Annotated in this window: 24 protein-coding genes; 9 read left to right on the top strand and 15 right to left on the bottom strand. The window is 66.4% G+C overall.

Translation table 11 applies throughout. The features are described 5' to 3' along the window. Positions 1-74: 74 nt before the first annotated feature. The gene (locus BIWAKO_RS01700; protein WP_069877067.1) at positions 75-1,313 is read right to left on the bottom strand and encodes an aspartate kinase; all 1,239 of its coding nucleotides are present in this window, start codon (positions 1,311-1,313) and stop codon (positions 75-77) included. 148 nt (positions 1,314-1,461) lie between these two features. On the opposite strand from BIWAKO_RS01700, the gene ubiG reads away from it, so the two are divergent. Then, positions 1,462-2,217 carry a bifunctional 2-polyprenyl-6-hydroxyphenol methylase/3-demethylubiquinol 3-O-methyltransferase UbiG gene (gene ubiG, locus BIWAKO_RS01695; RefSeq protein WP_069877066.1) on the top strand — a complete coding sequence of 252 codons (756 nt, stop codon included), beginning with the start codon at positions 1,462-1,464 and terminating at the stop codon, positions 2,215-2,217. Between the two features lie 12 nt (positions 2,218-2,229). Here the strand turns inward: ubiG and BIWAKO_RS01690 are convergent, their stop codons facing one another. Both BIWAKO_RS01690 and BIWAKO_RS01685 read right to left on the bottom strand, forming a co-directional pair. After that, entirely contained in the window at positions 2,230-2,601 is a 372-nt protein-coding gene (locus BIWAKO_RS01690) for a DUF4180 domain-containing protein (RefSeq protein WP_069877065.1), read from the bottom strand. Positions 2,602-2,643: 42 nt separating this feature from the next. After that, entirely contained in the window at positions 2,644-2,952 is a 309-nt protein-coding gene (locus tag BIWAKO_RS01685) for a hypothetical protein (protein ID WP_069877064.1), read from the bottom strand. Between the two features lie 377 nt (positions 2,953-3,329). Here BIWAKO_RS01685 and ccrA point away from each other — a divergent pair, with 377 nt between their 5' ends. Both ccrA and BIWAKO_RS01675 read left to right on the top strand, forming a co-directional pair. Continuing rightward, entirely contained in the window at positions 3,330-4,604 is a 1,275-nt protein-coding gene (ccrA, locus tag BIWAKO_RS01680; protein ID WP_069882079.1) for a crotonyl-CoA carboxylase/reductase, read from the top strand. Between the two features lie 231 nt (positions 4,605-4,835). Then, complete coding sequence (locus BIWAKO_RS01675) at positions 4,836-5,765, top strand: acetamidase/formamidase family protein (protein ID WP_069877063.1); 930 nt, start codon at positions 4,836-4,838, stop codon at positions 5,763-5,765. 56 nt (positions 5,766-5,821) lie between these two features. Here the strand turns inward: BIWAKO_RS01675 and aac(6') are convergent, their stop codons facing one another. From aac(6') to BIWAKO_RS01660, 3 genes are read right to left on the bottom strand one after another with little or no spacing between them, the layout of a single operon-like run. After that, positions 5,822-6,268: an aminoglycoside 6'-N-acetyltransferase gene (gene aac(6'), locus BIWAKO_RS01670; RefSeq protein ID WP_141740317.1), complete on the bottom strand. Its 447-nt coding sequence runs from the start codon at positions 6,266-6,268 to the stop codon at positions 5,822-5,824. Between the two features lie 22 nt (positions 6,269-6,290). Continuing rightward, positions 6,291-6,803 (bottom strand): GNAT family N-acetyltransferase, encoded by a 513-nt coding sequence (locus BIWAKO_RS01665; RefSeq protein WP_069877061.1) that lies wholly within the window; start codon positions 6,801-6,803, stop codon positions 6,291-6,293. Positions 6,804-6,853: 50 nt separating this feature from the next. Then, on the bottom strand, positions 6,854-7,711 hold the full coding sequence (locus BIWAKO_RS01660) for a YihY/virulence factor BrkB family protein (protein WP_069877060.1): 858 nt from the start codon (positions 7,709-7,711) through the stop codon (positions 6,854-6,856). 173 nt (positions 7,712-7,884) lie between these two features. Here BIWAKO_RS01660 and BIWAKO_RS01655 point away from each other — a divergent pair, with 173 nt between their 5' ends. Next, entirely contained in the window at positions 7,885-8,769 is an 885-nt protein-coding gene (locus tag BIWAKO_RS01655) for a DMT family transporter (RefSeq protein WP_069882078.1), read from the top strand. A gap of 79 nt (positions 8,770-8,848) precedes the next feature. Continuing rightward, positions 8,849-10,525 (top strand): acyl-CoA dehydrogenase family protein, encoded by a 1,677-nt coding sequence (locus BIWAKO_RS01650; protein WP_069882077.1) that lies wholly within the window; start codon positions 8,849-8,851, stop codon positions 10,523-10,525. Positions 10,526-10,557: 32 nt separating this feature from the next. Here the strand turns inward: BIWAKO_RS01650 and BIWAKO_RS01645 are convergent, their stop codons facing one another. From BIWAKO_RS01645 to BIWAKO_RS01630, 4 genes are all read right to left on the bottom strand, one after another. Further along, positions 10,558-11,643 carry an ABC transporter ATP-binding protein gene (locus BIWAKO_RS01645; protein WP_069877059.1) on the bottom strand — a complete coding sequence of 362 codons (1,086 nt, stop codon included), beginning with the start codon at positions 11,641-11,643 and terminating at the stop codon, positions 10,558-10,560. Continuing rightward, positions 11,640-13,229: an ABC transporter permease gene (locus BIWAKO_RS01640; RefSeq protein ID WP_069877058.1), complete on the bottom strand. Its 1,590-nt coding sequence runs from the start codon at positions 13,227-13,229 to the stop codon at positions 11,640-11,642. The genes BIWAKO_RS01645 and BIWAKO_RS01640 overlap by 4 nt, the downstream gene beginning before the upstream one ends. A 56-nt stretch (positions 13,230-13,285) precedes the next feature. After that, positions 13,286-14,281: an iron ABC transporter substrate-binding protein gene (locus BIWAKO_RS01635; RefSeq protein WP_141740315.1), complete on the bottom strand. Its 996-nt coding sequence runs from the start codon at positions 14,279-14,281 to the stop codon at positions 13,286-13,288. 235 nt (positions 14,282-14,516) lie between these two features. Next, positions 14,517-16,469: a bifunctional 2',3'-cyclic-nucleotide 2'-phosphodiesterase/3'-nucleotidase gene (locus tag BIWAKO_RS01630; RefSeq protein WP_069877056.1), complete on the bottom strand. Its 1,953-nt coding sequence runs from the start codon at positions 16,467-16,469 to the stop codon at positions 14,517-14,519. A 266-nt stretch (positions 16,470-16,735) separates the two neighbouring features. Here BIWAKO_RS01630 and BIWAKO_RS01625 point away from each other — a divergent pair, with 266 nt between their 5' ends. Then, a complete protein-coding gene (locus tag BIWAKO_RS01625) occupies positions 16,736-17,356 on the top strand; it encodes a glutathione S-transferase family protein (RefSeq protein WP_069877055.1) in 621 nt (206 codons plus the stop codon). 3 nt (positions 17,357-17,359) lie between these two features. Here BIWAKO_RS01625 and BIWAKO_RS01620 read toward each other — a convergent pair whose 3' ends face one another. Genes BIWAKO_RS01620 through BIWAKO_RS01610 form a run of 3 tightly spaced genes read right to left on the bottom strand, consistent with a single transcriptional unit; the run spans position 17,360 to position 20,581 of the window. Continuing rightward, positions 17,360-18,211, bottom strand: a complete 852-nt coding sequence (locus tag BIWAKO_RS01620; protein WP_069877054.1) for an HTD2 family dehydratase — start codon at positions 18,209-18,211, stop codon at positions 17,360-17,362. Between the two features lies 1 nt (position 18,212). After that, on the bottom strand, positions 18,213-19,367 hold the full coding sequence (locus tag BIWAKO_RS01615; protein WP_069877053.1) for an acyl-CoA dehydrogenase family protein: 1,155 nt from the start codon (positions 19,365-19,367) through the stop codon (positions 18,213-18,215). 11 nt (positions 19,368-19,378) lie between these two features. Beyond that, positions 19,379-20,581, bottom strand: a complete 1,203-nt coding sequence (locus BIWAKO_RS01610; RefSeq protein ID WP_371331724.1) for a CaiB/BaiF CoA transferase family protein — start codon at positions 20,579-20,581, stop codon at positions 19,379-19,381. Between the two features lie 167 nt (positions 20,582-20,748). On the opposite strand from BIWAKO_RS01610, the gene BIWAKO_RS37075 reads away from it, so the two are divergent. Next, positions 20,749-20,874, top strand: coding sequence for a hypothetical protein (locus BIWAKO_RS37075; protein WP_274533573.1), 126 nt, complete (start codon positions 20,749-20,751; stop codon positions 20,872-20,874). Positions 20,875-20,891: 17 nt separating this feature from the next. After that, positions 20,892-22,325 (top strand): aldehyde dehydrogenase family protein, encoded by a 1,434-nt coding sequence (locus BIWAKO_RS01605; RefSeq protein ID WP_069877052.1) that lies wholly within the window; start codon positions 20,892-20,894, stop codon positions 22,323-22,325. A 247-nt stretch (positions 22,326-22,572) separates the two neighbouring features. Here the strand turns inward: BIWAKO_RS01605 and BIWAKO_RS01600 are convergent, their stop codons facing one another. Continuing rightward, positions 22,573-23,100, bottom strand: a complete 528-nt coding sequence (locus BIWAKO_RS01600; RefSeq protein WP_069877051.1) for an Lrp/AsnC family transcriptional regulator — start codon at positions 23,098-23,100, stop codon at positions 22,573-22,575. 48 nt (positions 23,101-23,148) lie between these two features. On the opposite strand from BIWAKO_RS01600, the gene BIWAKO_RS01595 reads away from it, so the two are divergent. Beyond that, positions 23,149-24,345 (top strand): MFS transporter, encoded by a 1,197-nt coding sequence (locus BIWAKO_RS01595; RefSeq protein WP_069877050.1) that lies wholly within the window; start codon positions 23,149-23,151, stop codon positions 24,343-24,345. Positions 24,346-24,361: 16 nt separating this feature from the next. Here BIWAKO_RS01595 and BIWAKO_RS01590 read toward each other — a convergent pair whose 3' ends face one another. Beyond that, on the bottom strand, positions 24,362-25,486 hold the full coding sequence (locus tag BIWAKO_RS01590) for a zinc-dependent alcohol dehydrogenase family protein (RefSeq protein WP_069882075.1): 1,125 nt from the start codon (positions 25,484-25,486) through the stop codon (positions 24,362-24,364). Between the last annotated feature and the right edge of the window lie 60 nt (positions 25,487-25,546).

The following is a 25,546-nucleotide window of genomic DNA, read 5'->3' as shown; positions in this document are numbered from 1 at the left end:
TGCTTAGGCCGCGTGTTGCACTTGCTGGGATCCAAACCGCGCGCGTGCTGCGCGCGGTTGTGATGCGCCGAGGGTCAGGCCGCGTCCAGCCCATAGAGCGAGTGCAGCGTCCGCACCGCGAGCTCTGTATAGGCCGCGTCGATCAGCACCGAGAACTTGATCTCGGAGGTCGTGATCGCGCGGATGTTGATGCCCTTCTCGGCGAGCGCGCGGAAGGCGCGGGCCGCAACACCGGCATGGCTGCGCATGCCGACGCCGATGGCGGAGATTTTCACCACATCGGTCGCGCCCTGCAAGCTCTGATAGGCGATGCTGTCGTGGCGGCTCTCGAGCAGCGTCTTGGCGCGCTCGTAATCGGCGGTCGGGACGGTGAAGGTGATGTCGGTGGTCGCCTGGTCGTCCGAGACGACCTGGATGATCATGTCGACATTGATGTTCGCATCGGCGAGCGGGCCGAAGATGGCCGCGGCCACACCCGGCTTGTCGGCGACACGCCGGAGCGTGATCTGGGCTTCGTCGCGCGAAAACGCGATGCCGGTGACGATCTGCTGTTCCACGATGTCGTCCTCGTCGCAGATGAGGGTGCCTGGATTGGGATTGTCGGGGTCGTCGAAGGAGGAGCGCACATAGGTCGGCACGCGCTGGACCATGGCGATCTCGACCGAGCGCACTTGCAGCACCTTCGAGCCGAGCGAGGCCATTTCCAGCATCTCCTCGAAGGAGACCTTGTCCATGCGCCGCGCCTTCGGCACGACGCGCGGGTCGGTGGTGTAGACGCCGTCGACATCGGTGTAGATGTCGCAGCGATCGGCCTTCAGGCCGGCGGCAAGCGCGACCGCGCTGGTGTCGGAGCCGCCGCGCCCGAGCGTGACGATGCGGTTCGTCGTCGCGTGCAGGCCCTGGAAGCCGGAGCAGACGGCGATCTCGCGATTCCGGTCGAAGCCGGCGAGGATGCCGGCGCCGTCGACGCCCTCGATACGGGCCGAGCCATGGGCGTCCGAGCCGAAGATCGGGATCTGCCAGCCCTGCCAGGAGCGCGCCGGCAGGCCCATGGACTGCAGCACGATTGCCATCAGCCCGGAGGTGACCTGCTCGCCGGATGCGACCACGGCGTCATATTCCGCATGGTCGAAGAACGGCGCCGCCTCCTTGCACCAGGCCACGAGTTCGTTGGTCTTGCCTGACATGGCGGAGACGACGATTGCGACCTCGTTGCCGGCGTCGAACTCGCGTTTGACGTGGCGGGCGGCATTCTTGATACGCTCGACAGTGGCGACGGAGGTTCCGCCGAATTTCATCACCAGACGGGCCATAGCGGTCCAAGGGCTCTCTAGAAACGCCCGGCGACGTACCGGGACGAAAGGTCCCCCTCGCGCCGGGCGAAGGGCGGGTGTAGATGACGGGCAGCACCGCAAGTGTCAATGCGGTCCGCGCCCGATTGGCACAAAGAGGGAATCACGCATGGCATCCGCAGCGTCTCAAACCGGCTCGACGATCGATGCTGCCGAGGTCGCGCGCTTCGATGCCATGGCCAGGACCTGGTGGGACCCGAAGGGGCCCATGGCCGTGCTGCACAAGTTTAATCCGGTGCGGCTCGGTTTCATCAAGGATCTCGCCTGCGAACGCTTCGGGCGCGATCCCAAGTCGCTGCGGTCACTGGAAGGGCTGGCGCTGGTCGATATCGGCTGCGGCGGCGGCGTGCTGTCGGAGCCCCTGGCGCGGCTCGGCGCCGAGGTCACGGGGCTCGATCCCGCCCCGACCAATATCGCGGTCGCCCGCGCTCATGCCGAACGCGGCGGGCTTGCGATCGACTATCGCGAGACGACGATCGAGAGCCTCGTTGCCGAGGGGCGGCGTTTCGACATCGTGCTCGCCATGGAGGTGGTCGAGCATGTCGCCGATGTCGAGGCCTTCGTCGGCGCCTGCTGCGAGGCGGTGAAGCCCGGCGGCCTTCTGGTAATGGCGACGCTCAACCGGACGCTGAAATCCTATGCGCTGGCGATCGTGGGGGCCGAATATGTCCTGCGCTGGCTGCCCCGCGGCACGCATGACTGGGAGAAATTCGTCACACCAGCGGAACTCGAGGCTGCAATCGCGCGCAACGGGCTGGAGCTCGGCGAAAGCACCGGGGTGGTCTACAACCCCTTCACCGACCGCTGGTCGGCGTCGCGCGACATGGACGTGAACTACATGCTGGCGGCGGCGCGGCCGGTCTAGCGGCCGGTCCCGTCAGCGCTCGGCTGGGGCCAGTCGCTGTTCCAGGGCGTTCATGTCATGGAGGAACCACAGGGCGTGGCCCTGATTGGCCTCGTGGACGAAATCGCGCAGCGCCTTGCTCTCTGCGCTCCAGCGCGAGATGTCGCCGATGATCGCCAGCTGCATCCGGTAATTGACGAATTTCTGGGCGACTTCGCCGGCGAGGCGCGTGCTGAGCTTGAAGAAGTCCTCGCTCAGGCGCGCGACCGGGATCACGACCAGGCCTGCCTCTGCGGCCCAGGCCGCGCCCAGGAAATCGCCGATGTCGCGCTCGCTGGCAAGCAGGGGGCCGTCCTCGGCGCATATCAGCACGCGCCGGCCGCGAATCACTGTGGGTCTATCCATGTCCGCGATTGTCTTGACCCAGCGGCAGGAAGACAAGCGGCCTCAGATCACCCGCTTGGCGACCCCACCCACTACAAGTGTGAGAATGCCGGCTGCGGCGGCGGCAATGGCGGTTGCCATCTGGCGGTTGGCGATGACCACATAGCCAAGCCGTCGCCACAGGATCGCGCCGATGACGGCGCCCCCGACGAGGATGACTGCATTGGGAATGATGCCGAAGCCGTGCTCCCCAAGGATGCCGTCGGCGATCCAGCCCACCAGCAGCGCGCAGCCGGCTGCGAATCCGAGGAAGATCAGGAATTCGGGGAGTGGAAGGTCAGGAAGACCAAGCAGCAGTAGCAAAGGACGCATGGTCGATCGCTCCGGAGTATTTGCTCGCTGAAATTAACACGACTGGGCGGCTGGCCATGCAGGACAGTGCTGATGAGGTTAAGAAACGTCTGCAGATCGCTCCAAAATTCGTTGCGAAGGACGCAAGGCTGCGAGGGTGATCTTTGGCTGCAGCGTATCAACGGGCTTCGAGGACGCTCGGGCGGAGATTGGCGATCGTCCCCAAGCCAATCTCCGTGTCCCATCGGAACATAAGCCCGGATTCGGACTTGTTTTTTGCAGTGCGACATAATTCCTTAGGAGGATAGCGCAGCGCAGCATCGAGCCGCATGATCACCTCAACTCCGTCGGCCGCCTTCGCGGCGCAAGGCGGCGAGGAAGACCAAGGGGAGAGAGCCATGTCCAAGCCGCAGCCTGTTCCGCACCGCCCGCTCAAAGATCTCTACGAATTGAACGAACTGCCGCCGCTCGGTCATGTCCCCGCCACCATGTATGCCTGGACCATCCGGCGTGAGCGTCATGGCCCGCCGCAGGAGAGCTTCCAGGTCGAGGTCGTGCCGACCTGGGCGATCGGCGAGGAGGAGGTGCTGCTGCTCGTGATGGCCGGCGGCGTCAACTACAACGGCATCTGGGCCGGTCTCGGCCAGCCGATCTCGCCCTTCGACGTCCACAAGGGATCACTTCATATCGCCGGCTCCGATGCGTCCGGCATCGTCTGGGCCGTCGGCTCCAAGGTGAAGCGCTGGAAGGTCGGCGACGAGGTCATCGTCCATTGTAACCAGGACGATGGCGACGACGAGGAGTGCAATGGCGGCGACCCGATGTTCTCGTCCTCCCAGCGCATCTGGGGTTACGAGACGCCGGACGGCTCCTTCGCCCAATTCTGCCGGGTGCAGTCGCGCCAGCTGATGCTGAAGCCGAAGCACCTCTCCTGGGAGGAATCGGCCTGCTACACGCTGACGCTGGCGACTGCCTACCGCATGCTCTTCGGGCACGCCCCGCATACGATCAAGCCAGGCGACAACGTCCTGATCTGGGGGGCCTCGGGCGGGCTCGGCGTCTTCGGCGTGCAGCTCTGCGCGGCCTCGGGCGCCAATGCCATCGGCGTGATCTCGGACGAGAGCAAGCGCGACTACGTGCTCGGCCTCGGCGCCAAGGGCGTGATCAATCGCAAGGAGTTCAACTGCTGGGGCCAGATGCCCAAGGTCAATTCGCCCGAATATACCGAATGGACCAAGGAGGCGCGCAAGTTCGGCAAGGCGATCTGGGACATCACCGGCAAGAAGGATGTCGATATCGTCTTCGAGCATCCCGGCGAGGCGACCTTCCCGGTCTCCTGCCTCGTCGCCAAGCGCGGCGGGATGATCGTTTTCTGCGCCGGCACCTCGGGCTTCAATATCACCTTCGACGCCCGTTATGTCTGGATGCGGCAGAAGCGCGTGCAGGGCTCGCATTTCGCCCATCTCAAGCAGGCGAGCGCGGCCAACCAGTTCGTGCTCGACCGACGCGTCGATCCCTGCATGTCCGAGGTCTTCCCCTGGGACAAGATCCCGCTCGCCCACCACAAGATGTGGAAGAACGAGCACGCTCCGGGCAACATGGCCGTGCTGGTCTATGCCCCGCGCACCGGCCTGCGGAATTTTGACGATGTCGCGGAGGCGCTTGGCGGCTGAGCCGCGCTCGGGCCGGCAAAGGCTCCGTCAGGACCGCCACACCAGCCTGATCGGGGGAAGCGCCCCGTCCAGGTCGGATGCGTCACGCGCATGTCCGGGGCCGGCTAGCGCGCCAACAAATGTTTCGATTACGGTGAGGCAAGGCTCGGTCCGCAACGGATTCGGGCCGGACGCTTCGCGAGGGCTGATCCTTGCTCCCTGAAGCGCCCGCAAGACTGGCAGGTGAGATTCATGGCGCTTCATCGTTTCGTCCCGAATTCCTATTCCAATGTCATGGCCACGCTGCCCCCGGTTCTCACGGTCGCCAGCGGCGACACGATCGTGGCGACGACGCTCGATGCCGCCGGCATCGACCATGAGGGCACCCAGCGGGCCCCGCGAGGCAACCCGATGACCGGCCCATTCGCCGTTACCGGAGCAGAGCCGGGCGATGCGTTGGTCGTGACGATCGACAGGATGACCCCGAACCGCAAGACCGGCTGGACCTATTCACCCCTTTCGCAGCAGGTGGTCGATCCGCGCACCGTGGCTGATCTGCCGAAGAGCGAGCGCTTCGAATGGGCGATCGACGCCGAAAAGGGCACGGTCAAGCTGATTGGTGGTTCGGAGCGCATCTCGGGCTGGAGCTTTCCGCTGTCACCGATGATCGGCTGCTTCGGCGTGGCTCCGGCCGGCGGCCAGGCGATCTCGACTGCGACGAGCGGGTCCTATGGCGGCAACATGGATTACCGCCGCTTCGGCCCCGGTGCGAGCATCGCCTTTCCCGTTTCCGAGGCCGGCGGGTTGTTCTTCCTGGGCGACGGGCATGCCTGCCAGGGCGATGGCGAGATCGTCGGCACCGGCATCGAGACCAGCTTCGAGATCGAGTTCACCCTGCATCTGCGCAAGAATGCTCCGGGCCGCTGGCCGCGCTGCGAGACCGCGACCGAGATCATGACCCTGGCCAGCGGCCGCCCGCTCGACCAGCCGCTGCAGTTCGCCACGACCGAGATGCTCCGCTGGATCGTCGACGACCTCGGTGTCGACGCCACCGAGGCGAGCCACCTGCTCGGCCAGCTGGTGCGCTACGACGTCGCCAACATCTTCAACCCCGCCTATTGCGTGGCCTGCCGGCTGGAGAAGAACGACATCACCAGGGCGATGTCGTTGCTCGGCAAGTGATGGTGGCGGTGCGGCGCCTGGATGGTCGCCCACGGTAGCAAAGGCCGGGCAGGCTCTCAGCCGACGTCTAGCGGCTTGCGGTAAAACACCACGCGCTCGGTTTCCTCGAAGCCGAGCGCCTCATGGGCCTGCTGCGAGACGGCATTGGACAGATCGGTGTCGGAGGCGAGTTCGAGGCAGCCATGGCGCTTTGCCCAGGTCTCGACAGCCGCACACAGCGCCCGGGCAACGCCGTGAAGCCGCCATTCGGGCGCGACATAGATGCCTTCGAGGAAGCCGACGGGCGAGGTCTCGCAGCCATTGACGTAGTCGTGCCGGAGCGCCGCCTCGGCGAGGCCGATCGCTGCGCCAGAACCGTCCCGCGCGAAGAACGCGGTATCGCTGGGGCTTACGAGAATGCTCAAAGCCTCGTCGCGATGCTCCTGTGCGGTTGAATCCGGCCACAGCGCCAGGCGCAGCCTTATCCAGTCGTCCAGCATCTCATGCGTGCAGGCTTCGATCAGCATGGGCGCAGATGATCGCCTTTCACGACGCCAGTCGCTCCAGCATGGTGTAGGGGCCGCCCTTGTAGGTGGAGCTTCCAAAGGGTCGGTAGCCGAACTTCTCCGCCAGACGCAGCGAGGCGGCATTGTCGGGGTTGATGATGCAGACGGTGCGGGCAGGGGCGTGCGCGCGGGCAAGCCATTCATGGCTCGCTGCGACCGCCTCCGCCGCCAGGCCCCGTCCATGCGTCGAGCGTGCCATGATCCAGGAGGCTTCCGGGAAGCCGTCGAAACGCTCGCCCAGGCCGCGGTGGAAATCGGCGAGGCCGACATCGCCGACCAATTCGCCGCTTGCCTTGTCGAAGACGGCGAACATGCCGTAGCCGAGCAGCGACCAGTGGCCGGCATAGCGCAGCAGCCTGTTCCAGCCGTCCTCCCGTGATAATTGCGGCACGGCAATGAACCGGAACAGGTCCCGGTCCGAGAACATCGCGTACCAGGGTTCGAAATCCTCCAGCGCATGAGGGCGCAGGAGCAGGCGTGGCGTCTCGATCATAGGCGGACAGAAAGCAGCCGCGTCACTCTTCGTCAACGCAGGAGAGCGCCCTATAGCCCGGCGATCGCCTCACCGGGGTCGGCCCTTGGCGCCCTCGCGATCGCGAAGGCGGCATTCAGCTCCGCGCCATAGAGGAAGATCGCGGCGAGCCAGTACAGGAAGACGAGCGCGATCATCGCCGTCGCAAGGCCGGCATAGGTCGTGACATAGGCGCCGGCAAAGCCGTCGAGATACCAGCCGAAGCCGAGGCCGCCGACGAGCCAGAAGGCGAGGGTGACGAGGATGCCGGGCCAGAGCGTCCGGATATGTGGGGCGCGGGCCGGCAGCGTGCTATGCGCGACGATCAGCGCCAGCACGATCAGCATGGTCGCGCCGGCGACGCGCAGGAAGCTGAGCAGGATGGAGAGCGGCGCCAGCCAGGGCGCGAAGCCGATCAGCCAGCGCAGCACCAGCGGCCCGAGCACCACGAGAAAGGCGAAGGAGAGCATGAACATGGCGCCGCCGACCACGTAGAGGATCGATTCCAGCCGGGTGTGCCACCAGGCCCGCCATTCATAGGCCTCATAGGCCCGGTTGAGGCCGATGCGCAGCGCCTCGACGCCGGACGACGAGAAATACAGGGCCAGCAAAGCGCCGAAGGTGAGTGCATCGCTGCGCACCGCCGTCAGCACCGAGCGCACCTCGAGTGCGATCGGGATGGCGATCTCCTTGGGCCAGGCCTCGAGCAGCAGCGCGGTTGCCTCGTCGGCCGCATTCTGCGTGCCGAAGACGCCGCCGAGTGCCGTCACCAGGATCAGGAAGGGGAAGAGCGACATCAGCACGGAGAGCGCGATATGGCTGGCGATCGCCCAGGAATCATGGGCGACGAAGCGCTCGAAGGCGAGGGCGGGGACGGATAGCAGCGACATGCGGAGACTCGGGCGAGCGGGCGGTGATTGTGGCCTCAACCCGCCTCGCCGTCACCTCGTTGGCCCGAGATGATGCATTCGTTCCCTCGCCCGGACATGCCATCCCGGCGTCGTCGGACGGCGACAAGCGCTTGCGCCGAGCTTATCAGAACGATCAGCGAAAGCCGGTGCCCATGCTCGAATCGCCCCTGTTCCTCCGCATCATCCCGCTCGTCTTCACGCTGCTCTGGTCGAGCGGCTGGATCGTTGCCGGCTATTCCGCGCGCTATGCCGACCCGCTGACCTTCCTGGCCGTGCGCTATGCCTGTGCCGGCCTGCTGCTCATCGGCCTGGCGCTCGCCGTCGGCGCACCCTGGCCGAAGGGCCGTCGCGCGATCATCGACTGCGTCGTCACCGGTATCCTGCTGCATGCCGTCTATCTCGGCGGCGTCTGGTGGGCGGTGCGCCATGGCCTGCCGGCCGGAGTTTCCGGCCTGATTGCCGGCCTTCAGCCCGTGCTGACCGCGCTGTTTTCCCCGCTTCTGGTCGGCGAACGCATTTCGCCTGTGCGCTGGGCCGGGATCCTCTGCGGTTTCCTCGGCATTGCCCTGGTGCTCGAGCCGAAGCTGGTCGGCGTCGATCCACAGGCGCTCGCCGGCATCCTGCTGCCGGTCGGCGTCAATATCGTCGCGATGTTCGCCGTGACCTTCGGCTCCTTCTATCAGAAGAAGCGCATCGTCACCGGCGATCTGCGGACTGTGACCGCCTGGCAATACACCGCCGCCTTCCTCGTCACGCTGCCCGTCGCCTATGCGCTCGAACCGATGCGGATCGAGTGGAACCTGACCATGGCCCTGGTGCTGGCCTGGTCGGTCCTGGCGCTTTCGCTGGGCGGAATCGGGCTCTATCTCTGGCTGATCCGGCGTGGCGAAGTCTCGCGCACCGCGACCTTCCTCTATCTCGTGCCGCCGGCCGTGGCCGTCGAGGCCTGGCTGCTCTTCGGCGAGACGCTGACCCCGCTCCAGCTCGTCGGCATGGCGGTTGCTGTGCTTGGCGTCGTGCTGGCCAGTCGAAAATAGTCTGGCCCCCAGCCGAAAGGTGGATTTCGGATTCGCCAGATTCTCTCCTATGCTGCGTCGCAACAAAGGGAGAGAGATCATGAGCGCCAACGTCGCCCGCAACTCCGAAGCCCCTGGCTCCGCCGTCGACCTGATCGGTGCCGCACTGCCGGGTTTCGAGACGCTGCTGGACCAGGCGGTCGCTGCGGTACGCCAGAAGGTCCTGGTCGACGGCAAGATCTCGTCTTCGAGGCTCGAGGCCGAGCAGCACGCGGCGCATGGCCTGTCCTGGCTCGCGACCTATGTCATGGCGCTGCGCGAGATGAAGGCCTATGGCGAGCGCCTGCAGGTCGAGGACCGCTACGGCGCCACCGAGGATTGCGCGCTGCGCGTCGGCGCCGGTGAATATGCAGCCCAGATCTTTGGCGGCATCCCGATGAGCCAGGGCGAGATCGTCCGGCTCCCGGCGCTCGGCCTTGGCCAGAAGGCGATTGCCGCAGCCCGCGGCGAAGCGGCCGAAACCCTGATCGCGCAGGGCAATACGCCGGAAAACCGTGCCCGCCTCGTTGCCCTGTTCAGCCAGTCGCAGGGGCTGGCCAGCGTCGGCGATCCCGGCCTCGACGAGACGCTCGAAGCGATCCGCTCCGAGATGCGCCGCTTCTGCGAGGCGGAGGTGACGCCGCATGCGCATGAATGGCATCTGGAGAACCATTACATCCCGATGCCGGTCGTCGAGAAAATGGCCGAGCTCGGCGTTTTCGGCCTGACCATCCCCGAGGAATTCGGCGGCATGGGCCTCAGCAAGGTCTCGATGTGCGTTGTCTCCGAGGAGCTTTCGCGCGGCTATATCGGCGTCGGCTCGCTCGGCACCCGCTCCGAAATCGCGGCCGAGCTCATCCTCTGCGGCGGCACGCCGGAGCAGAAGGCGCATTGGCTGCCGAAGATCGCCGCGGGCGAGACCTTGCCGACGGCCGTCTTCACCGAGCCCAATACCGGCTCGGATCTCGCTTCACTGCGCACCAAGGCGGTCAGGGACGGCGATGTTTTCAAGGTCCATGGCAACAAGACCTGGATCACCCATCCCGTTCGCGCCGATATCATGACGCTGCTTGTCCGCACCGACCCGGACGCACCGGGTTATCGCGGCCTCTCCATGCTGATTGCCGAAAAGCCGCGCGGCACGGACGAAGACCCGTTCCCGGTTGCCGGCCTGACCGGCGGTGAGATCGAGGTGCTCGGCTATCGCGGGATGAAGGAATACGAACTCGCCTTCGACGGTTTCGAGGTCAAGGCCGGGAACCTGCTCGGTGGCGTCGAAGGCCAGGGCTTCAAGCAGCTCATGCAGACCTTCGAGGCGGCCCGCATCCAGACGGCGGCGCGCGCCATCGGCGTGGCGCAATCGGCTTTCGATCTGGGGCTGCGCTATGCGCAGGAGCGCATCCAGTTCGGCAAGCCGCTGATCGCCTTCCCGCGCGTCGCCGACAAGCTCGCGATGATGGCGGCAGAAATCCTGATCGCCCGCCAGCTCACCTATTTCGCCGCCCGCGAGAAGGATGCCGAGCGCCGCTGCGATCTCGAGGCCGGCATGGCCAAGCTGCTCGGCGCCCGTGTCGCCTGGGCCGCAGCCGATAACGCGCTACAGATCCATGGTGGCAATGGTTTTGCCCTGGAATACCCGATCAGCCGCGTCCTCTGCGACGCCCGCATCCTGAACATCTTTGAGGGCGCCGCGGAGATTCAGGCGCAGGTGATCGCGCGACGGCTGGTCGAGGGCTGAGAGCGCCCGGAGCCGCCCGAGGAAGCCGGCGGCTAACGCTTCGCCTTGCCGGCAGGCTCCAGGGCGACCGCGCCGTCGAACGGGTAGGCCGCACCGGAGACTTCGATCGCCACATGCGTTCCCGGTTCCGGCGGCGACAGATCGGATGAGCGCAACTGCAGCAGGGTGTCTGCGTCCGCATCGAGCGCGATCGTGACGAGGCTGCTGGCGCCGCCGAACTCGACTTCGACGATCCGCCCCCCGGTGCCGCCAGCGAGCTCCGGGCCGCCCGATGGCCGCAGGCGCAGCTGTTCGGGCCGCAGCAGGATCGTCGCCGGGCCGCGGCGGGTTCGGTCGGCGACCGCGATCTGCCCGAGCGCGCAGCGCGCCGCTCCATCGGCCAATTCTGCCTGCAGCAGGATCGCGTCGCCGAGGAAACGCGCGATCACGGGATTGCGCGGTTGCAGATAGAGCAGCCGCGGCGGCCCCGCCTGGACCAGCCGGCCCTCCTTCAGCACGACGAGCTGGTCGGCGAAGCCGAGCGCTTCGCCCTGGTCATGCGTGACGAGGATCGCGGTCACCGCGAACTCCCGCAGCACGTCGGCCACCTTGCGGCGCATGGTCTCGCGCAGGCCGGTATCGAGGGCGGAAAAGGGCTCGTCCAGAAGCATCAGCCGCGGCCGCCGGGCGAGCGCGCGGGCGAGCGCGACGCGCTGCTGCTGTCCGCCGGACAGCTGGTGAGGGCGTCTGTCGGCCATGCTGCGCGGCAGTTCGACAATGTCCATCAGCTCTGCGATCCGGGCATCCCGGTCGGTCTGGTTCCGCGTTAGCCCGAAGCCGATATTCTCGGCGATGCTGAGATGCGGAAACAGGGAGCCATCCTGCGTCACGACGCCGATCCCGCGCAGATGCGCGGGGACGCCCAGGCCACCATCGACGATGATCTCGTTGCCGATGGTCACGGTGCCCGCGGCAGCGGTCTCGAAGCCCGCGATGATGCGCAGCAGGGTCGTCTTGCCCGATCCCGAGGGGCCGACGATCGCGGCCCGTATGCCGGGCGCGACCGAGAAGCTGATGTCGTCGAGGGCAAGCGTCGCGCCGTACTGCTTGCTCAGGCCGGAAACGGTCAGGACGCTCACAGGCCGTTCGCCTTTCGCGACTGCCGATGCAGCATCACGGCCATCGGGATGGACAGGATGATCATCAGGACCGCATAGGGCGTCGCCGCGACATAGTCGATCTCGCCGGTCAGCGACCAGAACTCCGTCGCCAGCGTCCGCGTGCCATTGGGCGAGAGCAGGAGCGTGGCGGTCAGCTCGGTGGTGATGCCAAGTCCGACGAGCGCCATCGCCGCGGCAAGCCCCGGCGCCGCCAGGCGCAGCGTGACCTGCAGCACCGCCAGCAAGGGCGGCCGCCCGAGAGCCGAAGCCGCCCATTCGAGCTCGACCGGCACCTGCGCGAGACTGCCGCGCAGGCCGATGAGTGCGCGTGGCAGGAAGATCAGCGCATAGGCGACGAGCAGCATGAACCAGCTCTGATAGAGCGGCAGCGCGACGCGGACGGTGATCGTGACCAGCGCGAGCGCAACCACGATGCCCGGCAGCGAGCCGACATAGACATGGCAGGCTTCGAGCCGGCGTTGCCAGAGCCCCGGTCGTCGCACGCAGAGCCAGGCGATCGGGATGGCGGCAGCACTGGTGAGGGCGGCGCCGGCCGCGGCATAGAAGACGGTCGTGCCAAAGGCGGCGGCGAGATCGGAAATCCGCCAGGCCTCCACCCCGCCGAGAACGAGCCAGCGTCCGAGCGTCAGGCTGGGGACGCCGAGTGAGAGCAGTGCGTAAGTGAGAAGCAGGCCCAGGCACGGCACGGTCCAGATCCGGCCGGTCTTGAGCCGGGTAGCGGCCCGTGGCGCCCCGCTGCCGACGCGGGCCTGACGCTCGCGGCCGCGGAAGGCACGGTCGAGCACCAGCAGGCCGAGACAGCACAGCACCAGAACGCCGGCCAGCATATTGGCCGCCGGGCCGTTATAGCTCGACTGGAACTGGTCGATGATGGCGGTCGCGAAGGTGTCGAAGCGGATCATCGCGAACAGTCCGTACTCGGCCAGAAGATGCAGGCCGATCAGGAGTGCTCCGCCGGAAACCGGGAGGTGCAGCTGCGGCAGCACGACCTGGGTGAAGACCTGGCGGGGCGAGCGTCCGAGCGAGGTCGCAATCTCTTCCAGCGCCGGGTCGAGCCGGCGCAATTGCGCGATCACGGGCAGATAGATGAAGGGCGTATAGGCCAGGACGGAGATCAGGGTCGCTCCGGGCAGGCCATGAAGATGCGGGGCAAAGCTCGCCCAGGCATAGCCCTGGACGAAGGCCGGCACCGCCAGGGGCGCAACCGCGAGCCATGACCAGGCGCGTGCCCCGGGGATCGTCGTCCTCTCGGTGAGCCAGGCGAGAAGGATACCGAGCGCAACTGCTGCCGGGACGACCGAGAGCTCAAGCAGCAGCGTGTTCAACAGGAGTTCGCCGACCCGCGCGCGAAAAACCAGCGCGACGACCGTGTCCGCACCGGTCTGGATGGTGATCGCGATCAGGAACGCGAGCGGTGCCAGGCAGAACAGGGCGACGAGCGCAGCAGCCGCCGTCACCACCTCGTGCAGCCGGCCGTGCAGCGGCCGCAGCGCGGGGTGTCTCCGCAGCGATGTGCTGACAGCGGGCTGGAATACCGTGCTCATGGAATTCTCGACTGGCACGGGCAGCGAGGCTGGCTCACTGCCCGGCAGAGGGGCTGTCAGAGCAGCCCGGCCTTGGTCATCAGCTCGGTGACCGCCTTGCTGTCAAGCTTGGAGGGTTCGACCTTCGGGGCGTCGAGCTGCGCCAGCGGCACGAGCTTGGGGTTGGATTCCGCGCCCTTGGCGACGGCGTATTCGAAGGAATCCCCGGTCCTCAGGATGTCCTGGCCTCCCTTGCCGGCGACCCATTTCACGAAAGCCTCGGCCTCCGGCTTGTGCTTGCTGGACGCCAGCACGCCGGCTCCGGAGACGCTGACGAAGGCGCCCGGATCCTGCTGCCGGAAATAGTGCAGCGCGACATTGCCGCTGTTCTCGGCGGTCTTCGCCTGATCGCCGAAGAAGTAATAGTGGTAGATCACGGCGCCTTCGACTTCGCCCGTATTCACGGCCTTCATCGCGACGCTGTTGCCGCGATAGGGCTTGGAGCCTGCCTTCATCGCCTTGAGCCAGGTCGCGGTCTCCGCTTCGCCCTTGAGGACGAGCATGGCGCCCACGATCGCCTGGAAATCGGCGCCGGACGGCGAGGCAGCCCAGCGATCCTTCCAGGCCGGGGAGGCCAGGTCCATGATCGATTTCGGCAGCTTGTCCTCGCTCAGCTTCGTCTTGTCATAGGCGAAGACGGTCGAGCGGGCGGCAACGCCGAGCCATTTTCCGTTTGCCGGCCGCAGCGCGTCGGGGACGAGGTCCAGCGTGGCGGGCGAGAGAGGGGCAAACAGGCCGGCATTGTCGACCAGCACCATCGCGGGCGAGTTCTCGGTGATGAAGACATCGGCCGGGGAGGCCGCGCCTTCCTGGACGATCTGGTTGCCGAGCTCGGTATCGCTGCCCTTGCGGAGCGTCACCTTGATCCCGGTTTCCTTGGTGAAGGCGTCCGACCAGGCGCGCGTCAGGCTCTCATGCTGGGCGTTGTAGACGACGATTCCCTCGGGGCTGGGTGCCGGCGCCGCCTGGGCGAGCGCAAAGCTCGAAACCCCGGACGAGAGGATGCCCAGCATCAGGGCGGACGCCAGATGTCGGAAGGAGAAAGCCATGGCGTGTCTCTGGGTTGAAATCTATGGGCGCGACAGTTGATATCGTGCGAATACGTATTTGCTTTAAAATATCGCTGTCAACGAAGATAATCGTCATTAGAATTCATCTAAGCTGAGGTTTGGCAAGGTAAGGTAATTTATCGGTGGTTCTATCTCTGTATTAATGATTGTTTGCTGTGCGTGATGTCGTAAGGTTGTCTTACAGAAGACGGTACTTCACGAATCCTTCACCACCATCGCCGGCCGGTTGCGCCTTAAAATCAGCTGGCAATTTTCCTGCCGCGGCTGGCGAAGTCAGGAAGGTGACGTTCACGCCGGCCGGAAGTGCTACCAGCGACCAGTTACCATCGGCCTTGGGTTCGATCGTCTTCTTTTCGATGATGTAGCGTACGATCACGTCGCGGTTGAGATCGGGCGCCTCCAGCACCACGGTTGTCCTGGTGCCGGGAAAGTTCCCGCCGCCCGAGGCACGGTAATTATTGGTCGCGATGATGAACTCGGCCTGGTCGTCGATCGGCTTACCGGCATAGGCGAGGTCGACGATGCGGCGAGCGTCGCGCGCGACAAGCGCGCCATTGCCGTCATAGCGCGAGGCTTGAGTCACATCGATCCGGTAGGTCACGCCGTCGATCACATCGAAATTGAAGGGGGGGAAGCCCGGGTCGATCAGTGGCTGCTCTTCGGTCTTAGCCGGGTCAATGCGGTTGAAAATGCCGGCTGAGCGCTCCAGCCATTCGCGGACCTCGGCGCCGGTGACCTTCACCACCTGCACCGAGTTCGGGTACAGGTAGATATCGGCGACGTTCTTGATCGCGATCGGGCCGGCCGGGATATCGGTGTAGAAACTCGGCCCCGCGCGCCCGCCGGACTTGAAGGGCGCGGCCGCAGAGAGCACGGGCAGCCCCTTCCACTGCGTCTGCGCCATCAGGCCTTGCACATAGGCCGTCTGTGCCTCGGCCACGATCTGGACCGAGGGATCGTCGGCAACCAGCGCGAAATAGCTGTTGATCGGGCTCGCGGTGGAGCCGACCGGCTCGCGCATATAGATCAGCGTCGCCTCGTGATCGGCCTTCACGGTTGTGAGCACCGATTGTTCGGTGGCGGCCTTCGATACGATCTTGCGGTCCGGCGTGCGCTCGAAGATCGGGCGGGGCTCGACCTTGAAGCCGGCAACCTTCCAGCGCCCGTCGCGCTTTTCCAGTTCGAGATCGATCAGCCCCAGATGCGAACCCCAGAAGCCGGGCTGGCAGGCCGGCTTGCCATGCAGCGAGCCCAGCTTGTTGTCGACGCCTTCGATGCCGTCAAAGGCCTTGCCGCCCGGGAAAACCAGATGCTGGTGACCGGTCAGGATCACGTCGATGCCGTCGAGCCTGGCGAGATGCAGCGCCGCATTCTCCTCCATGCCCTTGCGAACGCCACCGGCGATGCCGGAATGACAGAGCGCGACGACCAGGTCGGGACCGGCCCTGAGCAGGTCGGGCAGGTGCTTGCGGGCGGCATCGACGATGTCCGTCGCCACCAGCTTACCGTCGAGATTGCCCTTGTCCCATTGCATGATCTGCGGCGGCACGAAGCCGATCACGCCGATCTTGAGCAACTGCTTCTGGCCGGCCTCGTCCTCGAAGCTCTGGTCGAGCATGATCCAGGGGTCGATCAGCGGTGTGCCTTCGGGGCGCGTGACATTGGCGCAGACCAGCGGGAATTCCGCTTTGGCGAGGCCGTTCTCGAGGAACGGGAGGCCGTAATTGAACTCGTGATTGCCGAGCGTACCGCAGGCATAGGGCAGGGCGTTCATGGCAGCGAGCATCGGGTGCGTCTCGCCGGGCTTCAGCCCCTTCTTGTAGGCGATGAAGTCCCCAAGCGAAGAGCCCTGCAGGAAGTCGCCATTGTCGAACAGGATGCTGTTCCTGGCTTCCGCCTGCGCCAGCTTGATCAGGCTCGCCGTCTTGGCGAGACCGACCGTGTCGTCGGCGGCGTCACGAAAATAGTCGTAGGGCACGACATTGACATGGAGATCGGTGGTCTCCAGCACACGCAGCTTGAGCTTCACGGGGCTCTGCGCGGCGAGGCCGGAAGGCAGCGTCGCTGCGGCGGCCATGGCTGCTCCGGCCTTCAAGGTTTCACGGCGGCTGAATTCGGTTGCGCGTAACATCGGACCCAGCCTCTGGATATCTGTTCTGAATGTCCGGAGGCTAGAGCATGCCGCGAAAAAGGGGCAACGGTTTTTCGCGTAGTTCATGCTCTAAACTATTAGAGACGACCACGTTTCCTGCGTTTGAATGATTTCGTTCAAACGCCGCTTGGTCTGGCATCGCGCCGGGCGCATGGCGCGCCAAAGATGCGGGCTGCCTGCGGCTTCCCCGCCTTGCTTGCCTGGACGCGTCGGCCGATGGCAGGCTTCGACAGGAGGCGCCCCGCATGATCCTGATCGGCCAGTATGATTCCCCCTTCGTGCGGCGCGTCGGCATCGCCTTGAAGCTGTACGAACTGCCCTTCGAGCATCGGCCATGGTCGGTCTTCGGCGACGCCGAGAAGATCCGGCCCTACAACCCCCTGACGCGCGTACCGACGCTCGTGCTGGATGACGGCCTCGTGCTGGTCGAAAGCCACGGCATCCTCGACTATCTCGACGGCCGCGTCGCCGCCGAACGCCGATTGTTCCCGGTCACGGAGCCGGCCCGACACTGGGCGGTGCGCACGGCCGGGCTGGCGATGGGCTTCGCCGAGAAGGCCGTCAGCCTGTTCTACGAGTTGAAGCTGCATCGGGAGGTGTCGCAGGTCTGGGCCGAGCGCTGCCGCGCCCAGATTCTCGCGACGCTGTCCGTCCTGGAGACAGAGCGCAGCCAGCAGGGCGACGGTCCAGCCGGACGCATCGGCCATGCCGATATCGCCCTCGCGGTGGCCTGGCGCTTCCTGATGGAGGCCCATCCCGGGATCGCCTCGCCCGGTGACTATCCGACGCTTGCCAGGGAGGCCGCGCGCCTGGAAGCCCTGCCGGTCTTTCAGGCGATCGCGCAGCCCTTCATTCCACCGGCCTGACCACTACGCAACGCGGCTGACGCCTTCCATGCGTACCCGGCCATCGGACCCTTCGGTCCACGCCGCGATGCCGCCGTCGGGCAGGCGCTTGGCCTTCACCAGGAAGTCGTCGCCTGCGATCAGTGGCGCGACACCGCGGTAATCCAGCCTGATCGGTTCGCCGCCCGACAGCGTCGCGATGATGTTGAGCAGCAGCGTCGCCTGGATCGGCCCGTGTACGACGAGGCCGTCATAGCCTTCCTCACCCGTCACATAAGGATAGTCGTAATGGATGCGATGACTGTTGAAGGTGATGGCGGAGTAGCGGAACAGGAAGACGGGTGAACTCGCGACCTGCCAGACCAGATCGGCGGGCCGTGGCTGCTCTGGCGCCGGCGTGGGGGAGGCCGGTGCGCCAGGCTTTGCGGCCTCGCGGTAGACGATGTTGTGGCGCTCGCGAAGCGCGACACCGCGCGGCGTAACGAGTTCGTGGTCGACGGCGACGAAGCAGAGCGGTCCCGTTCGACCCTGCTTGTTGGAGATGTCGCCGATCACCGAGCGGCGCGTGACGTCGTCGCCCGTGCGCAGCGGCGCAAGGGTTTCGATCGTTCCGCCAGCCCACATCCGGCGCGGTAGCGGCACGGGCGGCAGGAATTCGCCCTTGGCGGCATGGCCGTCAGTGCCGATCGCTCCCATCGGGGCGATTGGCGGGGCCAGGCACCAGTGCAGGGCAAGCGGCGCCTCACCCTCGGCATAGGGCGCCAGGTGCGGCGCGAAGGTCGCCTCGAAGCTCCGCACCAGACGCGGTGTGACGAGGTCGGAGGCCTCCTCGGTCCTGCCGGTCCAGCGCTTGAGGGCGTCAAGATCGATGCTCATCTCAGTAGGACCTCGGCATGCCCAACACATGTTCGGCGAGATAGGACAGGATCAGGTTCGTCGAGATCGGCGCAACCTGGTAGAGCCGTGTCTCGCGGAACTTGCGCTCGATGTCGTATTCCTCGGCAAAGCCGAAGCCGCCATGCGTCTGCACGCAGGCATTGGCCGCCTCGAACGAGGCGTCGGCCGCCAGCATCTTCGCCATATTGGCTTCGGCCCCGCAATCCTTGCCCTGCTCGTAGAGCCGCACCGCCTCGCGCACCATCAGCTCGGCGGCGCGCATATTGGCGTAGGCCTTCGCGATCGGGAACTGGACCCCCTGGTTCTGGCCGATCGGGCGGCCGAAGACCTGCCGTTCCCGGGCATAGTTCGAGGCTTTCTCGATGAACCATTTCGCGTCGCCGACGCATTCGGCCGCGATCAGGATGCGCTCGGCATTCATGCCGGACAGGATGTAGCGAAAGCCCTTGCCCTCCTCACCGATCAGGTTCTCGGCAGGCACGCGGACATTGTCGAAAAACACCTCGGTCGTGGCATGGTTCATCATCGTGCGGATCGGCGCGATGGTGAGGCCGGCCTTCAGCGCTTCGCGCATGTCGAGGATGAAGACCGAGAGCCCCTCGGTGCGCTTGGCGACCTGCTCGCGTGGCGTCGTGCGGGCCAGAAGCAGCATCAGGTCGGACTGCGCGGCGCGGCTCGTCCAGATCTTCTGCCCGTTGACGACATAATGGTCGCCCTCACGCCGGGCGAAGGTGCGTAGCGAGGTGGTGTCGGTGCCGCTCGTCGGCTCGGTGACGCCGAAAGCCTGCAATCGCAAGGCGCCGGACGCGATCCTGGGGAGGTAGCTGCGCTTCTGCTCGGCCGAACCATGCCGGAGCAGCGTGCCCATGATGTACATCTGGGCGTGACAAGCCCCGCCATTGCAGCCCTGCCGCTGGATCTCCTCCAGGATCACGGTGGCGGCCGAGAGCGGCAGGCCGGCCCCGCCATACTCCTCCGGGATCAGGGCCGAGAGGAAGCCGCTTTCGGTCAGCGCGATGACGAAGGCGGCGGGATAGGCCATCTCGCGGTCGAGCTTGCGCCAGTATTCGCCGGGAAAGCCGGCACAGAGTTTTGCGACGGCGTCGCGGATCTCGGCGTGATCGAGGTCTTGCATGGCTGCTTGTCTCAGGTGGAACGGGCGGCGGCTGTCACGGCGAATTCGGCCCGCAGCGCGGCTTCATGCTCGCCAAGTTCGGGTACGCGCCGCATCTGCGAGCGCTTTCCGTCAACGATGGCGGGAGGGGCCAGGACCTCGATCGGACCCGCCGGCGTCTCGACCGTCAGCGTCGTCGCGGCCGGGTGGGTGATCAGGTCGCCGACGCTCGAGACCGTGCCATAGGCGATCGCGGCCTGATCGAGCGCGGGGGTGACGGCCGCAAAAGGCCTTGCGATCAGAATCGCCTGGATCGCGGCATCGAGCGCGGCCCGCTCCCGGACGCGCAGCACATTGCTGGCGAAGCGCGGGTCGTTGGCGAGGGCCTCGTCCTGAAGCACCTCGCGCGCCAGGACCTGCCATTCGCGCTCGCTCTGCACCGCCAGAAGCACGTTGCCATCGGCGAGCTCGAAGACGCCATACGGCGCGATCGAGGGATGGGCGAGGCCGAGGCGCGGCGGCTCGATCCCGCCATAGCGCCGGGTCAGATAGGGGACGTTCATCAGGTCGGCGATGGTGTCGAACAGCGAGAGCGCAATCTGCGAGCCTTCGCCGGTGCGGGCACGCCGGAGCAGGGCCTCGAGAATCGCGGCATAGGCGGCATTCCCGGTGGCGATATCGGCGATGGAGACGCCGATCCGCGTCGGCCCGGAGCTTTCGTTGCCGGTGATCGAGGACAAGCCGGCCTCCGCCTGGATCAGCAGGTCATAGGCCTTGCGCGTGAAATGCGGCGTGCCCGGCGCATAGCCCGAGACATCGCAGGTGATCAGGCGCGGATGGCGCTTGCGCAGCTCGGCGCTGCCGATGCCGAGGCGGCCGGTCGCGCCGGGAGCGAGATTCTGGATGAAGACATCGGCCTTGGCGAGCATCGCCTCGACCATGGCGAGGTCGTCGGGCTGCTTCAGGTCGACGCGGCAGGATTCCTTGCCGCGGTTGATCCAGACGAAATAGGAGGACAGGCCATTGGCGTAGTCGTCATAGCCGCGCGAGAAGTCGCCCTCGGCCCGTTCGAGCTTGATGACGCGCGCCCCCGCATCGGCCAGCCGGCAGGTCGCCACAGGCACGGCGACGGCCTGTTCCAGCGCCACGACCAGGATTCCTTCGAGAGCATTCGTCATCATGTCCAGCCAGTTGGTCTTGTCCTGCCGGCGAAACGGACCCTTCGAGCCACGCAAGTCAAATAGAGTTTTGCGATGGCATCCATAGCGCGGCGAACCGAGCGCGTCCGCCGGGCGGACCACCGAAAATCGCTATGGCCTTCATCGCTTTATTCTTCTTGTCGGCCTCTTTCGCCTAAGCGCCGCTTTCGGCTCCAGGGAGACACGCCGCCGCCAGCGCAATGATGGAGACGCGCCATGATGAGGATGAATTGGTCGCCGAGCGCAGATATGCGATCGAGTGCGGCGAGGTGATCGGGACGACCGGCGGCCTGGCGGCGAGTTCGCTGGAAGCTGCAGGCCTGCACTGACTTCGGAAGGACATTCTATGACTCAGCATTTCATCAATGGCCGCCACGTCGCCGGCCGGACAGGCGAAACCATGGCGGTGCTCGCGCCCGCGACCGGCGAGGAATTCACCCGCATCGCCTGCGGCACGGCCGAGGATATCGACGATGCGGTAAAGGCTGCGCAAGCCGCCTATGAGGGCGCCTGGGGCAAGCTGACGGCGGCCGAACGGGGCCGGCTGATTGCGAAGCTCGCGATCAAGGTGCAGGACCATTTCGACGAGCTGGCCAGGATCGAGGCGCAGGACACCGGCAAGCCGATGGCGCAGGCCAGGGCCGATATCGAGGCGACGGCCCGCTATTTTGAATTCTATGGCGGCGCGGCGGACAAGGTGCATGGCCATGTCATCCCCTTCATGAACGGCTACAGCGTCAGCGTCGTGCATGAGCCCCATGGCGTCACCGGCCATATCCTGCCCTGGAACTACCCGGCGCAGATGTTCGGTCGCTCGCTGACGGCGTCTCTGGCCATGGGCAATGCGGTGGTGCTCAAGCCCGCCGAGGAGGCCTGCCAGACGGCGCTCAGACTGGCCGTTCTCGCCTCCGAGGTCGGCTTCCCCGACGGCGCGATCAATATCGTCACCGGGCGCGGCCATGAGGCGGGCGCCGCACTCTCGGCCCATCCCGGCATCGGCTTCATGTCCTTCACCGGCTCGCCCGAGGTCGGCAAGATGGTGCAGAAGGCCTGCGCCGAGAACCTGATCGGCTGCACGCTGGAACTCGGCGGCAAATCCCCGCAGATCGTCTTCGACGATGCCGATTTCGACGCGGCGGTCCCGATCGTCTGCAAGGCCATCGTGCAGAACACCGGGCAGACCTGCTCCGCCGGCAGCCGCGTGCTGGTCCAGAAGAACGTCTATGACGCGTTCGTCGGCGCCGTAGCCAGGCAGTTCTCCACGCTGCGGGCCGGCACGCCGGAGATGGATCTCGATTGCGGGCCGGTGATCAACGCCAGGCAGCAGGGCCGGGTGCAGAGCTTCATCGACCAGGCCCGCGAGCAGGGCATTCCGGTTCTCGCCGAGGGGCAGATCGCGCAGGGCGTGCCGAATGGCGGCTTCTACGTCACGCCGACCCTGTTCGGCCCGGTGCCGCGGGGCAATCGCCTGGAGCAGGAGGAGGTTTTTGGGCCGGTGCTCTCGGCATTCCCGTTCGAGGACGAGAGCGACGCCATCCGGCTTGCCAATGCCACGGCCTATGGGCTCGTGGCCGGTATCTGGACCGGCAATGGCGGTCGCCAGCAGCGCGTGGCGAAGAGCGTCCGGGCCGGACAGGTCTTCATCAATGGCTATGGCGCCGGCGGCGGCATCGAGCTGCCTTTCGGCGGTACCGGCAAGAGCGGCCATGGCCGCGAGAAGGGCTTCATGGCGCTGGAAGAGTTCGCGGTGACCAAGACGATCGTCCACAAGCACGGCTGACTCTTTCACGGTGGAGCGCCGGAGCCTCGCCGAAAACCCTCTCCGCTAGCTATAGGGAGGGGAATCGCACCCTACCTTCTCCCCTTGCGGGAAAAGGTGGCCCGAAGGGCCGGATGAGGGGTCGCGCCGCCCTTGCCGGTTATCGCCTCGCAAGCCTGAAACCTTCCAACGTCGCGCGACCCCTCACCCCAACCCTCTCCCGCAAGGGGAGAGGGGGCCGCTCGCGCCTGTTTGCAGGCATCACCTCTCAGACGTGCTTGACGCGGGACGGCCACTCCCGGGTGACGCCCGGCTGGACCGGGCGTTCCAGATAGGTCGAGAGCACGACATAGCTGCGCGTCGCCTTCACGCCTGGCGTGTCGTAGAGCCGGGCGAGCAGGCCTTCCAGCGCATGCGTGCTCTCGGTTCGTACCTTCAACAGCATGCAGGTATCGCCCGCGACAGAGTGGATCTCCTCCACTTCCGGATGGGTCTCGATCGCCATGAGCGCTGTGGTCTTGCCCCAGCCGGTCGTGTCGACATGGACGAAGGCGAGAAGCGTCTTGCCCGTGGCTTCCGGATCGATCAGCGCCGCGACCCGCCGGATCGCACCGGAGCGGCGCAGCCGCTTCACCCGCTCATGTGCCGCTGGGGGCGAAAGGCCGACGCGCTCGCCCAGTTCCGCGTAACTCGTGGTCGCGTCCTCGACGAGAATGCCTAACAGCTTTCGGTCCATGGCATCGAGATCGCGCCCGTCTGCCCTGCCACGCCGAATGATGTCTGTTTTTTCGTTCATTCGTCCCTCGTGGGTTGAAGCCGAATTCCATTCGGTCATTCTGAAGAAATGTCGAACCTTGATCAAATGAATCTGGCCACGGCCGATCATGCTGCACGCATTCCGCTCGCGGCTTACGCGTTGTGCCTGTGCATCGGCATCATCGGCGCGAACTCTCTGGCGCTGGGGCCGATCGCGCCGCGTGTCGCGGAGAGCTTCATGGTGTCGGTCCCGGCCGTGATGTCGGCCTCGGCCGTGTTCGGAATAGGCACCGCCGCGAGCGCCCTGTTCCTCGCCGGCGCGATCGACCGGTTTGGAGCCGGCCGGACCTTGCGGGGCGCATTGCTGCTCTTTGCATGTGCGCTCGCCGGCTGCGCTGCCGCGCCGGGGCTCGCCATCTTCGTCGGCGCGCAATTCGTCGCCGGGATCGCCGCGGGGCTCGCCTTGCCTTCGATCTATACGCTGGCTGCGGTCGCGGCACCGCCTGGCCGGGAGAGCGATACGCTCGGCGTCGTCCTCTTCGGCTGGACCTTGAGCATGGTGGCAGGCGTGTCGCTCTCCGCCGTCCTCGCCGATGCAGCGGGCTGGCGCGTGGTCTATGCGGTCGTCCTGGTCGCGACGCTTCTGTCCTTCAGCGCGGCGGCCGGGCCGATGGCGCTCACCCCGCGGCGCTCGGCCGCGACGCAGTCGCCCCTGTCGGCGCTGCAGGTGCCGGGCATTGCACCACTGCTCGTGGCTTGCGCCGCCTTCATGATCTCGTTCTACGGCGTCTATGCCTATATCGGCGATCACCTGCGCCGGCGCCTCGTCCTTCCGCTCGGTGCCAATGGCCTGCTGGCGCTCAGCTATGGCCTTGGCTTCGGCGCGGCGGCGTTTCTGAACCGGCTGATCGACCGTTTCGGTGCTGGTCGGCTGCTGCCGGGGCTCTTTCTGACGGTCGCCGCCATCTACCTTGCGATGGTGGCGGCATCCAGCACGCGCTACGGCCTGTTCGGGATCGCCTTCGCCTGGGGGCTGGCCAATCACGCTGCGCTGAACGCGCTGATCGTGAGGCTCGGCTCGCTCGATCCGACCCGGCGGGGAGCGATCATGGGCCTCAACAGCGGCGTGACCTATCTCTCACTTTTCGCCGGCACGGCCGCGTTCGGGCCGCTCTACGATCATGCCGGGTTCGCGGCGCTGGCAGGGGCGGCTGCTGCCCTGATGCTCGCGGCCACGCTTGCGGCCGCGCTGGCGCGGCGCGCGCCGGCCGCTCCCATGGCATGATCGTCGAGGCGGATGCCTACATCAGGATCACATGGCGGATCGTGCGGCCCTCGGCCAGCGCGTCAAAACCCTCATTGATCTCGTCGAGACTGCTCGTGCTGGTCAGCAACTTGTCGACCGGCAGCTTGCCACGCAGGTAGAGGTCGATGAAGCGCGGGATGTCGCGGCCGGGAATGCAGCTCCCGACATAGGACCCCTTGAGGGTCCGCTCCTCGCCGACCAGCTTGACCGGAGCGAGCGCGAGCGTGTGGGCCGGGTTGGCGAGGCCAGCCGTGGTCGTCGTGCCGCCGCGACGGGTGATCTGATAGGCAAGCTCGAGTGCCTTGACGGAGCCGGCCATCTCCAGCCCGTGGTCGACGCCGCCTTTGGTCGCCGCGCGGATCGCCTCGACGACGCCGGGATCGCCGGCATTGAACGTATCGGTCGCGCCAAGATCGCGGGCGATCCGGAGCTTGTCCTCGGAGAGATCGACCGCGATCACGCGGGAGGCGCCGCAGGCGACTGCGCCCAGCAGCGCGCTCAGCCCGACGCCGCCAAGGCCAACGACGGCGACGGTCTCGCCGGCGCGGACCTTTGCGGTGTTCACGGCGGCGCCGACCCCGGTCAGCACCGCGCAGCCGAACAGCGCCGCGATCTCGTGCGGGATATCGGCCTCGATCTTCACCAGCGAGTAGCGCGAGATCACCGCATGCTCGGCAAAGGCGGAGACGCCGACATGATGGTTCACCGCCCGGCCATTGGCCGAGAGCCGGCGCCCGCCGCCCAGCAGCTCGCCTGCGCCATTGGCCGCATTGCCGGGTTCGCACAGGGCAGGGCGACCCTCGCTGCAGGGCGCACAGTGGCCGCAGGAGGGGACGAAGACCATGATGACGCGGTCGCCCGCCTTCAGGTCCTGCACGCCGGGGCCGGGCTCGACGACCTCGCCGGCCGCCTCATGGCCGAGCACCATCGGCACCGGGCGGGGCCGGTTGCCGTCGATCACCGAGAGGTCGGAATGGCAGAGCCCGGCGGCCCGCACGCGGACCAGAACCTCGCCCGGGCCGGGCGGCGCAAGCTCGATCTCCTCGAGCGCAAGCGGCCTTGAGCGCGCATAGGGCGCGGCGACGGGGCTGGCATTCAGGACGGCGGCGCGGATCTTCACGGGCGTTTCCTCGGGCAGGCTGAGTTCTATGGCCGGTGTGAAGGTCGGGCGCGATGCGAC

Origin of the sequence: Bosea sp. BIWAKO-01, assembly GCF_001748145.1 — a bacterium.
Taxonomy (GTDB): domain Bacteria; phylum Pseudomonadota; class Alphaproteobacteria; order Rhizobiales; family Beijerinckiaceae; genus Allobosea.
This window is presented reverse-complemented; position numbering and strand designations above follow the sequence as displayed.

Excerpts from the sequence above, each read along its gene's own strand:
- BIWAKO_RS01675 (WP_069877063.1), top strand. The coding sequence starts at position 4,836 with ATGGCGCTTCATCGTTTCGTCCCGAATTCCTATTCCAATGTCATGGCC.
- BIWAKO_RS01635 (WP_141740315.1), bottom strand. The coding sequence starts at position 14,281 with ATGCTGGGCATCCTCTCGTCCGGGGTTTCGAGCTTTGCGCTCGCCCAG.
- BIWAKO_RS01665 (WP_069877061.1), bottom strand. The coding sequence starts at position 6,803 with ATGATCGAGACGCCACGCCTGCTCCTGCGCCCTCATGCGCTGGAGGAT.
- BIWAKO_RS37075 (WP_274533573.1), top strand. The coding sequence starts at position 20,749 with ATGGAGACGCGCCATGATGAGGATGAATTGGTCGCCGAGCGCAGATAT.
- BIWAKO_RS01690 (WP_069877065.1), bottom strand. The coding sequence starts at position 2,601 with ATGGATAGACCCACAGTGATTCGCGGCCGGCGCGTGCTGATATGCGCC.
- BIWAKO_RS01605 (WP_069877052.1), top strand. The coding sequence starts at position 20,892 with ATGACTCAGCATTTCATCAATGGCCGCCACGTCGCCGGCCGGACAGGC.
- ccrA (WP_069882079.1), top strand. The coding sequence starts at position 3,330 with ATGTCCAAGCCGCAGCCTGTTCCGCACCGCCCGCTCAAAGATCTCTAC.
- BIWAKO_RS01630 (WP_069877056.1), bottom strand. The coding sequence starts at position 16,469 with ATGTTACGCGCAACCGAATTCAGCCGCCGTGAAACCTTGAAGGCCGGA.
- BIWAKO_RS01640 (WP_069877058.1), bottom strand. The coding sequence starts at position 13,229 with ATGAGCACGGTATTCCAGCCCGCTGTCAGCACATCGCTGCGGAGACAC.
- BIWAKO_RS01650 (WP_069882077.1), top strand. The coding sequence starts at position 8,849 with ATGAGCGCCAACGTCGCCCGCAACTCCGAAGCCCCTGGCTCCGCCGTC.
- BIWAKO_RS01685 (WP_069877064.1), bottom strand. The coding sequence starts at position 2,952 with ATGCGTCCTTTGCTACTGCTGCTTGGTCTTCCTGACCTTCCACTCCCC.
- BIWAKO_RS01600 (WP_069877051.1), bottom strand. The coding sequence starts at position 23,100 with ATGAACGAAAAAACAGACATCATTCGGCGTGGCAGGGCAGACGGGCGC.
- BIWAKO_RS01655 (WP_069882078.1), top strand. The coding sequence starts at position 7,885 with ATGCTCGAATCGCCCCTGTTCCTCCGCATCATCCCGCTCGTCTTCACG.
- BIWAKO_RS01625 (WP_069877055.1), top strand. The coding sequence starts at position 16,736 with ATGATCCTGATCGGCCAGTATGATTCCCCCTTCGTGCGGCGCGTCGGC.
- BIWAKO_RS01700 (WP_069877067.1), bottom strand. The coding sequence starts at position 1,313 with ATGGCCCGTCTGGTGATGAAATTCGGCGGAACCTCCGTCGCCACTGTC.
- BIWAKO_RS01615 (WP_069877053.1), bottom strand. The coding sequence starts at position 19,367 with ATGCAAGACCTCGATCACGCCGAGATCCGCGACGCCGTCGCAAAACTC.
- BIWAKO_RS01660 (WP_069877060.1), bottom strand. The coding sequence starts at position 7,711 with ATGTCGCTGCTATCCGTCCCCGCCCTCGCCTTCGAGCGCTTCGTCGCC.
- ubiG (WP_069877066.1), top strand. The coding sequence starts at position 1,462 with ATGGCATCCGCAGCGTCTCAAACCGGCTCGACGATCGATGCTGCCGAG.
- BIWAKO_RS01595 (WP_069877050.1), top strand. The coding sequence starts at position 23,149 with ATGTCGAACCTTGATCAAATGAATCTGGCCACGGCCGATCATGCTGCA.
- BIWAKO_RS01620 (WP_069877054.1), bottom strand. The coding sequence starts at position 18,211 with ATGAGCATCGATCTTGACGCCCTCAAGCGCTGGACCGGCAGGACCGAG.